Source organism: Acetobacter oryzoeni, assembly GCF_004014775.2.
In the GTDB taxonomy this organism is placed as follows: Bacteria; Pseudomonadota; Alphaproteobacteria; order Acetobacterales; family Acetobacteraceae; genus Acetobacter; species Acetobacter oryzoeni.
Genome location: NZ_CP042808.1, coordinates 1,685,784 through 1,697,844, shown reverse-complemented (window position 1 = coordinate 1,697,844; position 12,061 = coordinate 1,685,784). Strand labels below are relative to the sequence as shown.

The window sequence follows — 12,061 nt, the reverse complement described above, 5'->3', positions numbered from 1 at the left end:
ATGAATCGAAATAACAACGAAATAGCTTGAAAAGAGTGATGAACAACTTTTCACGTCTATGTTTTGTATGCAACCAGCTCACGCACTCTTGGGGGTGTTTGCGCACAGTGCTATTGAGTGAGTTATGACATCTCATCCCCATCAGGACGCGGATTTCGCTGCCCGCCAGACACTGCGGCGATACAAGAATGCAGCTACGGGGCTGGTTGGCCTTATGGCTGGGGTAACGGTGCTGGGTTACGCAGCGCCCGCTGCCGGCTGGGTGAGGGATGGATTCTGGCTGGAAATGCTGCGTGCCGGAGCGCGTGCCGGTGTTGTAGGCGGCTTGGCAGACTGGTTTGCCGTGGTTGCGCTGTTTCGTAGGCCTATGGGGCTTCCTATCCCGCATACTGCTATTCTGCCCGCGCAAAAGGATAGGCTTGGCCGAGCGCTGGGGCGGTTTGTTGCTGGGCAGGTGTTTACCCAAAAGGAAGTTGAGCGTGTATTGGGGCAGGTGGATCTGCCAGCTTTTCTGGCGGATATGCTGGATGACCCCGGCACGCGGGATGCCTTGGTAAAATCAATCACACGCTCCTTGCCGCAGATGCTGGACAGGCTGGAAGATGGCCGCGCCAGTAATGCCGTTGCCCGTATTATGCCCAAGCTATTGGGGGGCAGTAATCTGGCGCCTATTATCGCACGGGCCCTGCGTAGCCTTGTGGATGATGATAAGCATCAGGAAGTGCTCTCCTTCCTGCTTGAGCAGATCAAAGATGCGTTACAATCCAAGGAAGGCGCATTGCGCCAGATGATTGAAGAGCGCGTGCGTGAGCAGGGTGGGCGTTTACTCGGGTGGGCCATAGGTGGTTCCATTGCTACCAAGGTTCTGTTGGCAGCAGCCAAGGAGCTTGAGCGAATCGATCCACAGAACTCCAGCATCCGCGAAGGCTTTACCAGTTGGGTGCGTGGCCAGATTGATCGCATAGAAACAGACCCGGAAAAGGGCAAAGAGTTTTCTCAAACCATCATGGGCGTGCTCTCCCATGAAAGTGTTGTGGGCTGGTGGGGAGATATCTGGCAGCGCTTCCGCCGTATGGTGGAAGCCGATGTGGAAGACCCGGAAGGGCGCATTGCATCTGTGGTGCAGGATGCACTTGAACGCATGGCTGCCCAGATGCGCTATGATCAGAACATGCGGCAGCGGATTATGGATAGCGTAAACCGCACGGTTCTAAAGATGCTCCCCTTCATGCGGGAACGTATGGCAGAGTTTATTGCGCGCGTGGTTTCAAGCTGGAATGCTGTTGAAATAGCTGAAAAACTGGAGCTTCGGGTTGGTAAGGACCTGCAGTTTATCCGGTTTAATGGCACCCTTGTCGGCTTTGGGGTGGGGGCATTGCTGTTTGCCGTATTGCGGCTTCTGTTTGGGCTGAACGCACAGTAGGGCAGCCGATCACGTTTGCGATGGATGCTTTTGTCTGCTTGTTTTGGGTTGACGCAAGAGCAGTGTGTCGCCATGTATCCGAAACAGGACCGCTCAGGTCTTTAATTGGGTCAAGGGCAGATAATGCTGAAACTTTCCCGCCTGGCGGATTATGCAATCGTCATCTTGGTGAAACTGGGTGAACAGGCCGGCGTTGTTACGTCTCCAACACTTGCAGCCATTACAGGGGTGCCAGAGCCAACGGTGGCCAAGGTGCTCAAGGTGCTCTCTGCGCATGGGTTTGTGCTTTCCCAGCGTGGGGCAAAGGGCGGATACCGCCTTGCCAGACCGTTGGTAGATATTTCTGTAGCCAGTGTTATTACAGCCGTAGATGGCAAGATTGCGCTCACAGCCTGTGTAGATGGCGGAGAGTGTGATACCGGCGTGTCGTGTGGTCTGTGTGGCAGCTGGGATACCATCAATCAGGCCATACGAACCACGTTGGAGGGTATTTCCTTGGAAAGCATGCGCAGCAAGGCATCGTGTTTTTCAAACATGCCACGATCCAATGTGCAGCCCAGCGCTGCTATGCCACGTGAGGGGATCTGAACCATGCCGGCAGTTACTGAAACCCGCGAAGCGGTCGAAAAGCTCGGCCAGTCCACCTACAAGTGGGGCTTTGAAACAGATATTCAGATGGACCTCGCCCCGAAAGGGTTGAATGAGGACATCGTACGTCTGATTTCTGCGCGTAAGAACGAACCTGAATGGCTTTTGGAATGGCGGCTGACGGCGTTCCGCAAATGGCAGTCCATGAAGGAACCTACGTGGGCCAAGGTTTCTTACCCGCCGATTGATTATCAGGATGCGCATTACTATGCCGCCCCGCGTAAGAAAGAAGGCCCGAAATCTCTGGATGAGGTTGATCCGGAACTTCTGAGAACCTACGAAAAACTGGGTATTCCCCTACATGAGCAGGCACTGCTGGCTGGTGTGGAATTGCCTGAAGGTGAAACAGCGCGGCCGCCCGTTGCTGTGGATGCGGTGTTTGACAGTGTTTCTGTTGTCACCACCTTCCGCAAAACGCTGGAAGAAGCGGGCGTGATCTTCTGCCCGATTTCTGAAGCCGTGCAGGAACACCCTGAGCTGGTGCGGAAATATCTCGGCAGCGTGGTGCCGGTGGCAGATAACTTTTATGCCGCACTGAACTCTGCCGTGTTTACGGATGGTTCCTTTGTTTACGTGCCCAAAGGGGTGCGTTGCCCAATGGAGCTTTCCACGTATTTCCGTATCAATGCGCGCAACACAGGGCAGTTTGAACGCACCCTGATTGTGGTGGAAGATGGAGCTTCGGTTTCCTATCTAGAAGGCTGCACAGCCCCCATGCGGGATGAAAACCAGCTTCATGCCGCAGTGGTAGAACTGGTGGCGATGGAAGATGCCTCCATCAAATACTCCACGGTGCAGAACTGGTACCCCGGTGATTCCGAAGGGCGCGGCGGTATCTACAACTTTGTGACCAAGCGTGGCGCATGCCGTGGGGCACGCTCCAAAATTTCCTGGACACAGGTAGAAACAGGTTCTGCTATTACATGGAAGTATCCATCCTGCATTCTGCAGGGTGATGGATCTGTGGGTGAATTCTATTCCGTGGCTGTTACCAACAACTGCCAGCAGGCAGATACAGGCACGAAGATGATCCATATCGGGCGCAATACCCGTTCTACTATCATTGCCAAAACAATCAGTGCAGGGCGGTCAGACAGCACATATCGCGGTCTGGTGCGCGTGCAGCCCAAGGCTTCTGGCGCACGTAACTTCACCCAGTGCGATAGTTTGCTGATTGGTGATGAATGCGGCGCGCATACTGTGCCGTATATCGAAAGCCGGAACATGGCAGCGCGTATTGAGCACGAAGCCACAACATCCAAGATTTCAGAAGATCAGCTTTTTTATTGTCGCCAGCGCGGCCTGTCTGAAGAAGACGCGGTTGGGCTGATTGTAAACGGTTTCTGCCGGGATGTTCTTAAGGAACTGCCCATGGAATTTGCTGTAGAAGCACAGAAACTGTTGCAGATCAGCCTTGAAGGCAGCGTAGGTTAAGGGAGTACAGAACATGAGCCAGTTTTTGGAAATTTCCGGTCTGTGCGCCCGGATTGATGCCGATGGGCAGGAAAAGCAGATCCTCCGTGGTGTGGATCTCACCATCCCACCGGGTGAAGTGCATGCCATTATGGGGCCAAACGGGTGCGGCAAATCCACCCTTTCCTATGTTCTGGCCGGGCGTGAGGATTATGAAGTTACGGCTGGCTCTGTCACCTTCAAGGGGCAGGATCTGCTGGCTATGGAGCCGGAAGAACGTGCTGCAGCTGGCCTGTTTCTGGCCTTCCAGTCTCCTATTGAATTGCCGGGTGTAAATAACGCCAACTTCCTGCGTACGGCGGTTAATGCCGTGCGTCGCGCCCGTGGGCTAGAAGAACTGGATGCTGTTGCGTTCCTGAAAATGGCGCGTGAGGCAGCCAAGTCTCTCTCCATGGCGCCGGATATGCTCAAGCGTAACGTCAATGTCGGTTTCTCTGGCGGTGAAAAGAAGCGCAATGAAGTGTTGCAGATGACACTTCTTCAGCCCTCCTTTGCCATTCTGGATGAAACCGATAGCGGGCTGGATGTGGATGCCCTGCGTATTGTGGCGGAGGGGGTGAACCGTCTGCGCTCACCAGATTTCTCTGCTCTGGTTATTACGCATCATCAGAAGCTGCTGGATTATCTGGTGCCAGACCGCATTCACGTTATGGCCAAAGGGCGGATCATTTTGTCTGGTGGGCCAGAACTGGCCAAGAGAATTGATCAGGAAGGCTACACCAAGTTTCTGGCGGAGGCGGCGTGAACGCGATCAGCAAAGATATGAGCGGCCCTCTGTCTTCGTTCGCGCAACGCCTGAACGATGTTGAGGGGGCAGAGCGGCAAGCAGCCATTGGCGCACTGCTCAGAACCGGCCTGCCAGACAGGCATGTAGAGGCATGGAAATATACCAGCCTGCGCCCGTTGTCGGCACAGGAGTTTCAGGCCCCACCAGCGCAATATGATGCAGCGCAGGCAAAAAGCCTGCTGGATAACCTGCTTAGCCAGCATGATGCCGTGCAATCTCTGCCGCGCATTGTGTTTGTAAATGGCCGGTTTGTAAAAGATCTTAGCCTTCTGCCTGAAGGTGTGGATGTTTCCTTTTTCAGCCAAAAGAGCCTGACATCAGATGTGCAGGCCAGCCCGGACAGAGATCCCCTTGTCGCGCTGAACACGGCTTTGGTGGATGATGGGGCGATATTGCACGTTGCCAAAGGTGCGGATGCAGGGCGTGTGCTCCTGATCTCCTTGGGTGTTGCCGGGGATACTGCCATTTCTTTCCATCCACGCCATAGCGTGGTGCTGGAAGAAGGGGCACATCTTTCCTTGCTGTCACTCAGCGCTGGCGTTGGAGCGTATTTCCATAATCCGGTTACGGAAGTAACTGTGGGGGAAAGCGCCAAACTCTACCATACCACTTTGCAGGCCGAAGGCCCGCAGGCCATAGCGCTGGCAACAACCTATGTGCAGGTTGCTGGGCATGGCGTTTACAATAGCTTTGCCCTTGGTTTGGGTAGCCTGTTGTCTCGGCATGAAGTGCATGCGCGGTTGAATGCGCCACATGCTCAGTTGCATGTGAATGGTGCGCAAAATCTTGCCGAACATCAGGTAGGGGATATTACCAGCGTCATCACCCATGCTGCTTCGGACTGCATTTCCCGCCAGACTGTGCGCAATGTGCTGGATGGTCATGCGCGGGGTGTTTTCCAAGGCAAGGTGCTGGTTGAGCAGGTTGCCCAGAAAACCGATGGCTACCAGATGAATCAGGCATTGCTGCTTTCTGAAAACGCAGAAATTGATGCAAAGCCTGAGCTTGAAATCTACGCGGATGACGTGCGCTGCAGCCACGGGGCAACCGTGGGTGCGCTGGATGATGATCAACTGTTTTATATGCGCAGCCGTGGTGTGCCAGAGGCACAGGCCCGCCATATCCTGATTGCAGCGTTTCTGGATGAAGCTCTTTCTCTGATTGAAGATGAAACGGCGCAGGAATACTGCCGCGCCATGCTGGCAATCCGTTTTTCTGCTGAAAGGAAGGCCGCGTAATGTCTCATCCTTCTATTACAGACACATCCGGGCTGGATCTGGCTGCTATTCGTAAGCAGTTTCCTATCTTGTCGGAAAAAGTGCACGATCGCCCGCTGGTGTTTCTGGATAGCGCTGCTTCGGCCCAAAAGCCGGATGCTGTTATCAATGCCATGGTGCATACCATGCACCATCAGTATGCTAACATTCACCGCGGCCTGTATTGGCTGAGTGAACGTGCGACCGAGGCTTACGAAGCTGTGAGGGGTCAAGTTGCGGGCTTTTTGAACGCACCTTCGCGGGAAGAAATTGTTTTCACCCGTAACAGCACAGAAGCCATCAATCTGGTTGCGTATTCCTTTGGCTCTCTGCTTACGCCGGGACAGGCTGTGGTTATTTCCGAAATGGAGCACCACGCCAATCTGGTGCCATGGCAGATGCTGCGTGACCGTATGGGTATTGAGCTGCGCATAGCCCCGATTACTGATGCCGGTGATCTGGATATGGAAGCGTTCGGCCAGCTTTTGTCTGATGGCAAGGTGGCGCTTGTTGCCATCACCCACATGTCCAACGTGCTGGGCACCATTACGCCAGCGCGCCAAATTGCCGATATGGCGCATGCAGCCGGAGCGCTGGTGCTGTTTGATGGGAGCCAGGCGGTCGTGCATCATCGTACCGATGTGCAGGCTCTGGGGGCGGATTTTTACACCTTTACCGGGCATAAGCTGTATGGCCCAACCGGCATTGGCGTTTTGTGGGCGCGGCGTGCACTGCTCGAAGATATGCCGCCGTTCATGGGCGGGGGAGATATGATCTCCACCGTGACGTTTGAAAAATCCACGTGGGCCAATGTTCCGCATAAGTTTGAAGCTGGTACTCCTGCAATTGTAGAAGCTATTGGCTTGGGTGCTGCCATTGAATGGGTGGAAAAGTTTGGTTTTGATGCCATTGCGGCACATGAACAGGCTTTGACGACCTATGCGCTGGAGCGTCTGGCGACTGTGCCGGGGCTAAACGTAGTTGGGCACCCTAAAGAGCGCGGCGGCGTTATTTCCTTCACCATGGCAGATGTGCACCCGCACGATATTGCCACTTTGTTGGATCGTAACGGTATTGCCGTGCGTGCGGGCCACCATTGTGCAGAACCGCTTATGCGCCGCTTGGGTTTAACCGCCACAGCACGCGCCAGCTTTGGTATTTATACCGTGCAGGAAGAAATAGATGCACTTGCCGGTACGTTGGTGCGTATCCGGGAATTTTTTGTGTGACACAAACTGTGCCGGATTCTGATGCCCTGTATGACCGTGTGATTGTAGAGCGTGCACGCGCTCCACAATACGCAGGCAAGCTGGAAGCACCTTCCGTACAGGGTGAAGGCAAAAACCCCATGTGTGGGGATAAAACACGGGTGGATATCGCGCTAGATGCAACCCATATCCAAAGTGTGCGCCATACCACACGAGGGTGCGCCATTTGCGCAGCAGCGGCTGACTTAATGGCGCAGCAGGTTTCTGGTTTGGATGTTGAGCAAGCTGTCAGCTTATCTGGTCGGTTTTCTGCGATGCTGGTGGGGGAAGCTTCTCCTGCGGCAACGGCTGATACTTCATTAGGGCCGTTAGAGGTTTTCCAGCCTCTGCGGTCTCACAAGGCACGGATACGATGTGCCGAACTGCCTTGGATTGCGTTAAAGGAGGCGCTTTCTCATGCCGACGTCTGAAGACGTGCATGCTCCCGTTCTGCCAGAGGTAGAAAAGGAAGCTAAAACAGCAGAGGCTTCTGCCGATGTGCTGCATGCTGACCATGCGCCTGCCGGAGATGAAGCCGGAAAAGTAGAAAGCTGGACACCGGATGAAGGGGCAGAACAATCTGCCAAGCCTCCGGCTGCCGGTGCTGTTTCGGAAGATGCGGTTATTGAGGCGATTGCCACAGTGCATGACCCGGAAATTCCGGTAAACATTTACGAACTCGGCCTGATTTACGCGATTGATCTGTATGATGATGGCCGCGTGCGTATTGAAATGACACTAACAGCCCCCAACTGCCCCAGTGCGCAGGAACTACCTGTGCAGGTAAAGGAAGCAGTAGAAAAAGTGCCGGGCGTGAAATCTGCCGAAGTAGAAGTGGTGTGGGATCCGCCGTGGGATATGTCGCGTATGAGTGATGAAGCCCGTCTTGCGCTGAACATGTTCTGAACCGCGAACTCAGGTGAGGGTATAAAATGTCTCAGAAAACGGCTGCGGCTCCCGTAAAGCGGGAGCTTCCTCCTCTTATGCGGGTGTCTCAGGCTGCGGCAGATCGGTTGCAGCATTTATATGCCACAGCACACGCAGGCCAGTTGCTACGCATTTCTGTCAGCACCAAAGGCTGCTCTGGCAAAGCATATGACATGCAGTTTGTGGATGCGCCGGGTGAAGGGGACGAAGTGGTGAAAGACCACGGCGTAACCCTGCTGGTGGATCGCAAAGCCACGCTTTACCTGATTGGTTCTGAAATGGATTATCAGGAGGGTGATCTGGAAGCAGGGTTTGTGTTTGCTAACCCTAACGAGAAAGGCCGTTGCGGCTGCGGCGAGAGCTTTCACGTTTGAAGCTGCAAACAGCTTCAATTTCTGCAGACCATAAAAACTGGTCAATTACAGTTACATTTTCCACCGTATATCCGGCTTTGGCCAGCAGGCTTGCATCCTGCGCCAAGGCTGCCGGGTTACAGCTTACGTAAACAATGTGGTTTGGTAACCCTCGCGCAATCTGGCGCATTTGCAGCTTTACCCCTGCATGTGGGGGATCCAGCACAACCACAGCAGAGGCTGCTATTTCCTTAGCCAGAAGAGGCTGATGGTTCAGATCTCGGCAGAATGCGCTGATACGTGTGCCGCCAGTCGCCTTTTTTAAGGCGTCTAGGGCAGGAGCATAACCTTCGTAAGCGTTTACGCGGGCACGTTCTGCCAACGGGAAGGTAAGGGTGCCGCAGCCAGCATAAAGCTCGGTAATAATATCCCGACGGTTCAGCTTGGTCGGCAGGCTTTTTACAACGGCATCTTGAATATATATTTCGCTCTCACGCGTTGCTTGGAAAAAAGTTCCGGCAGGCGGCGTAATCTGGTGAGAAGCGATTGTCTGAACAACAGAGCCCGATTGTGCCGCAACTTCCGGCAACCCTGTATCTTTGATCAGCTGCCAACTGATGCGCGGAATATGCTGCTCTGTAGCTAATTGCGCTAAACGAACACGATCTGGTGCAGTTAGAGGTCCATCCGTTTGCAACAGAACATCCAGCCCGGAATCCAGCAAATTGATATGCAAATTGGCTTCACGCCGAATGGCATTTAAGCTGCGGAGCGTGGTGCGGAAAGCAGGCAGGGCAGCCAGAATATCGGGGTGCAATACAACGCAGCTCGTAAGATCTGTAACCGCGTGGCTGTTGCGTGCATGAAGCCCAATAATAATGCCATCAGGCTGGCGTCTTACAGCCAGATCTGCTCTGCGGCGTGAATGAGGCTGTACCTGCTTGGCAGAAAATACTGGCAGATTGGTAAAACCGGCCTTTTGCAAAGCGTGCTGAACAGTAGCCGCTTTCCACTGCAAAATAGCAGCAGGCTTTACATGCTGGAGCGTGCAACCACCGCAATGTTTAAACAAGGAGCAGGGTGGTGTTTGCCGTTCTGGTGCAGGCTGAAGCACCCCAACAAGCTGCCATTTTCCATCTGAACTTTTTGTCAGACGAACACGCTCACCAGCAAGGGTTTCTGGAATGTAGGCCATACGCCCATCTGGCGTACGCACGGCCCCATCACCCTGCGTTGCCAGATAAAGAACGTCCGTATCGTAGGTTTCAGTCACAGACGTGTTCAGGACTGTGCATCTACAGCATGTTCAGCCGCAGCGTCTGTTCCCGGTGAGGCAGGTCTTACGGAACTCCGCCGAGGCAGCAGCATGAATGCTGGCACCATATCGCCAAAGCCTTGCACGTCACCACCGGGTGCGGGAGGAATTTCATCCCGCTGGTAGCGCGTGTTGCGTGTGGGCTGACGTTCTGGGCGTGCTGCCTGCTGCTGGGGCTTAGCTTCAGGCTGCTGTTCACGCGCTGCAGGTGCTGGGTTCTCGCGTTCCCGCTGAGGTGTGCGGGGTTTACGGCTACGCCCTGCTGGTGGCCGTTTTTCATCAGACCATTCAAGCTGCTTCACACCATCCAGCGCCATGCGCGGAATTTCTTTGCCTGTCAGATTCTCAATGGCTTCTGCCAGCGCCTTATCATACGGCGTTGCAATGCTGTAGGCGTGGCCTTCACGTCCTGCGCGGCCAGTACGTCCGATTCGGTGCACGTAGTCTTCCGCATGGAAGGGCAGATCGAAATTGAAGACGTGGGAAAGGCCACCAATATCAATGCCGCGTGCAGCCACATCGGAGCACACAAGCACTTTTAGTTCATCATTCTTGAACTTTTCCAGTGTGGAAAAGCGGACGGACTGCGGCAGATCACCATGCAACGCAGCGGCAGAAAAGCCATGTTTCACCAGTGATTTGGTAAGAATATCCACATCGCGCTTACGATTGCAGAATACAATAGCATTTTGTAGCGCCGGATCTTTCAGCAACTGGCGGAGCGTTTCCCGCTTGCTGTATTCATCCACCACCACAATGCCAGTTGTAATGGTTGTGGCGACAGAAGATTGCCGTGCAACCGTAATTTCCTTGGGAGAATGCAGGAACGCATCTGCCAGTTTACGGATAGTAGGCGCCATAGTGGCAGAAAACAGCAGTGTCTGCCGGTTAGGTGGCAACAGCCCGACAATTTTTTCAATATCAGGAATGAAGCCCATATCCAGCATACGGTCGGCTTCATCAATCACCAGAATACTGGTGTGGTTCAGCAGCAAACCGCCGCGTTCAAACAGATCAAGCAGGCGGCCGGGGGTGGCAATCAGCACATCCACGCCACGGTTCAGCACTTCTTTCTGATCTGCCATGCTTTCCCCGCCAATCAGCAGAGCATGGTTGAGTTTGAGGTATTTGCCGTAATTCACAAAGTTTTCTGCAACCTGCAACGCCAGTTCACGCGTGGGTTCCAGAATAAGAGAACGCGGCATACGTGCCCGTGCCCGCGAATCGGACAAAATCTCCAGCATGGGCAGTGTAAAGGAAGCAGTTTTACCTGTTCCCGTTTGTGCAACGCCCATAACATCCCGCGCCATTAGAATGGCCGGAATGGCTTGTTCCTGAATAGGGGTGGGGTGCGTGTAACCCATGTCCGAAATGGCACGCAAAATCGGCTCGGACAGTTCGAGGTCAGCAAATGTGACAGACTTGGTATCTTCTGTTGCTTCAACCGTAATTTCGGCTGTTTTTTCAACAGGTGCAGGCTCTGGTGCAGCTGTTTCTTTGGCTTTAGCCTTCGGGGCAGCCTGCTTTTCAGGAGGTGGCTCAGGCGCAACTTCAGGAGCTTGCTCAACAACTTCAACAGCAGAAGCTGTGGCAGCTACGGGAGCAGGCGTTTCAGCTTCTGGCGTTGCTTCTGCTTCTTGCGGAGCTGCGGCTGGTTCTTCGGCTTTTTCCACCTTTTCAGCTTTAGGCTTCCGGCGTCTTACAACACGTTTTTTGGGGGCAGGCTTTGCTTCAGCTACAACCGCATTTTCAGCAGGAGCTTCAGTTGCTGTGCCTGTATCTTCCGTGGCGTCTGCGGCGCTCACAGGGGCAGGGGTAGCCGTTTTTTTGCGGCTACGTGTTGTTGTCTTGCGGGGGGAGGCGGGCGTTTTAGCTGTCAATCTGCTCTCGGAACCGTAGGTCTGTCTGTTGTCAGCACTGGCTGAAGAGCCTGCCCGTATCGGGGTGCCTCAACAAAATGACTGAGGCACCGATTCACGTATCTACCCGGTCAGGCGTTAGTTCCGATAAAGCTGTTTTGGCCTGAAATCAAGTTTTTGCCAGAATGTGTTGCATTTCTTAGGCAAAAGGATGGCCAAGGCAGGCAGAAAGCACAGCCAGCACACCCAGAGCCACAATAAGCAACACGCGGGAGCGAATGGAGTCGAACACAGAAGGCTGTGGGCGGATGGAGCGCCGGGCTTTCTGGTAAGGGCCCGTGTACATCATGACAAACAGCACAGCCATGATAATGCCCAAAAGCTGCATGAGGTTTGTTGTCCATGGAGCATTGGCAAATCCACCTTCATGAATAATCAGCAGCCAGCCGGTAATCAGCGCCGTGGGAATAACGTGCGTTAAAACCTTAAAAAAGCGGGCTAGTGTCTGCAGGTGCACGGAATTGCGTTGCGTTGCATCCAGCAGGCGCAGGCTAGGGCGCAAAATCATAACGGCATAAGCGCCACCACCGATCCACAGGATGATGCTGACAAGGTGGAGGGTGAGAACAAGGCTCCAGAGAATGGAATGGGGCATGCTGAACTCCGCTTGGCGTTAATGCAGGAAAAAGGCGCGGGGCGGGGAAGGGGTAATCGTCCAACGCTTGTCTGCTGCCTGATTGCCAAGGGGACGGACGCTGCGCAAGGGGCTATAT

Annotated in this window: 12 protein-coding genes; 9 read left to right on the top strand and 3 right to left on the bottom strand. The window is 54.1% G+C overall.

Annotated features, from left to right (window positions below):
- Positions 1-124 precede the first annotated feature (124 nt).
- From EOV40_RS07830 to EOV40_RS07790, 9 genes are all read left to right on the top strand, one after another.
- Entirely contained in the window at positions 125-1,423 is a 1,299-nt protein-coding gene (locus tag EOV40_RS07830; protein WP_128105581.1) for a DUF445 domain-containing protein, read from the top strand.
- A 123-nt stretch (positions 1,424-1,546) separates the two neighbouring features.
- Positions 1,547-2,011, top strand: coding sequence for an SUF system Fe-S cluster assembly regulator (locus EOV40_RS07825; RefSeq protein WP_128105580.1), 465 nt, complete (start codon positions 1,547-1,549; stop codon positions 2,009-2,011).
- 3 nt (positions 2,012-2,014) lie between these two features.
- Positions 2,015-3,505 carry a Fe-S cluster assembly protein SufB gene (sufB, locus tag EOV40_RS07820; protein WP_019088378.1) on the top strand — a complete coding sequence of 497 codons (1,491 nt, stop codon included), beginning with the start codon at positions 2,015-2,017 and terminating at the stop codon, positions 3,503-3,505.
- Between the two features lie 13 nt (positions 3,506-3,518).
- Positions 3,519-4,289 (top strand): Fe-S cluster assembly ATPase SufC, encoded by a 771-nt coding sequence (sufC, locus tag EOV40_RS07815; RefSeq protein ID WP_003624093.1) that lies wholly within the window; start codon positions 3,519-3,521, stop codon positions 4,287-4,289.
- A 17-nt stretch (positions 4,290-4,306) separates the two neighbouring features.
- Positions 4,307-5,569, top strand: coding sequence for a Fe-S cluster assembly protein SufD (sufD, locus tag EOV40_RS07810; RefSeq protein WP_208729319.1), 1,263 nt, complete (start codon positions 4,307-4,309; stop codon positions 5,567-5,569).
- The gene (locus tag EOV40_RS07805) at positions 5,569-6,816 is read left to right on the top strand and encodes an aminotransferase class V-fold PLP-dependent enzyme (RefSeq protein ID WP_128105578.1); all 1,248 of its coding nucleotides are present in this window, start codon (positions 5,569-5,571) and stop codon (positions 6,814-6,816) included. The genes sufD and EOV40_RS07805 overlap by 1 nt, the downstream gene beginning before the upstream one ends.
- Positions 6,813-7,265: a Fe-S cluster assembly sulfur transfer protein SufU gene (gene sufU, locus EOV40_RS07800; RefSeq protein ID WP_128105577.1), complete on the top strand. Its 453-nt coding sequence runs from the start codon at positions 6,813-6,815 to the stop codon at positions 7,263-7,265. Before EOV40_RS07805 ends, sufU begins: the two co-directional genes overlap by 4 nt.
- Positions 7,252-7,740 carry an SUF system Fe-S cluster assembly protein gene (locus tag EOV40_RS07795; RefSeq protein ID WP_003624097.1) on the top strand — a complete coding sequence of 163 codons (489 nt, stop codon included), beginning with the start codon at positions 7,252-7,254 and terminating at the stop codon, positions 7,738-7,740. Before sufU ends, EOV40_RS07795 begins: the two co-directional genes overlap by 14 nt.
- Before the next feature lie 26 nt (positions 7,741-7,766).
- Positions 7,767-8,135, top strand: coding sequence for a HesB/IscA family protein (locus EOV40_RS07790; protein WP_050820075.1), 369 nt, complete (start codon positions 7,767-7,769; stop codon positions 8,133-8,135).
- Here the strand turns inward: EOV40_RS07790 and EOV40_RS07785 are convergent.
- From EOV40_RS07785 to EOV40_RS07775, 3 genes are all read right to left on the bottom strand, one after another.
- The gene (locus EOV40_RS07785) at positions 8,089-9,387 is read right to left on the bottom strand and encodes a class I SAM-dependent RNA methyltransferase (protein ID WP_128105576.1); all 1,299 of its coding nucleotides are present in this window, start codon (positions 9,385-9,387) and stop codon (positions 8,089-8,091) included. The two genes, EOV40_RS07790 and EOV40_RS07785, sit on opposite strands and share 47 nt — an antisense overlap.
- Before the next feature lie 8 nt (positions 9,388-9,395).
- Positions 9,396-11,309 (bottom strand): DEAD/DEAH box helicase, encoded by a 1,914-nt coding sequence (locus EOV40_RS07780; RefSeq protein ID WP_128105575.1) that lies wholly within the window; start codon positions 11,307-11,309, stop codon positions 9,396-9,398.
- 178 nt (positions 11,310-11,487) lie between these two features.
- A complete protein-coding gene (locus EOV40_RS07775) occupies positions 11,488-11,943 on the bottom strand; it encodes a hypothetical protein (RefSeq protein ID WP_050820072.1) in 456 nt (151 codons plus the stop codon).
- Between the last annotated feature and the right edge of the window lie 118 nt (positions 11,944-12,061).

Bases quoted from the DNA above. Each gene is read 5' to 3' on its own strand.
- EOV40_RS07830 (WP_128105581.1), top strand. From the start codon at position 125: ATGACATCTCATCCCCATCAGGACGCGGATTTCGCTGCCCGCCAGACA.
- EOV40_RS07825 (WP_128105580.1), top strand. From the start codon at position 1,547: ATGCTGAAACTTTCCCGCCTGGCGGATTATGCAATCGTCATCTTGGTG.
- sufB (WP_019088378.1), top strand. From the start codon at position 2,015: ATGCCGGCAGTTACTGAAACCCGCGAAGCGGTCGAAAAGCTCGGCCAG.
- sufC (WP_003624093.1), top strand. From the start codon at position 3,519: ATGAGCCAGTTTTTGGAAATTTCCGGTCTGTGCGCCCGGATTGATGCC.
- sufD (WP_208729319.1), top strand. From the start codon at position 4,307: ATGAGCGGCCCTCTGTCTTCGTTCGCGCAACGCCTGAACGATGTTGAG.
- EOV40_RS07805 (WP_128105578.1), top strand. From the start codon at position 5,569: ATGTCTCATCCTTCTATTACAGACACATCCGGGCTGGATCTGGCTGCT.
- EOV40_RS07795 (WP_003624097.1), top strand. From the start codon at position 7,252: ATGCCGACGTCTGAAGACGTGCATGCTCCCGTTCTGCCAGAGGTAGAA.
- EOV40_RS07790 (WP_050820075.1), top strand. From the start codon at position 7,767: ATGTCTCAGAAAACGGCTGCGGCTCCCGTAAAGCGGGAGCTTCCTCCT.
- EOV40_RS07775 (WP_050820072.1), bottom strand. From the start codon at position 11,943: ATGCCCCATTCCATTCTCTGGAGCCTTGTTCTCACCCTCCACCTTGTC.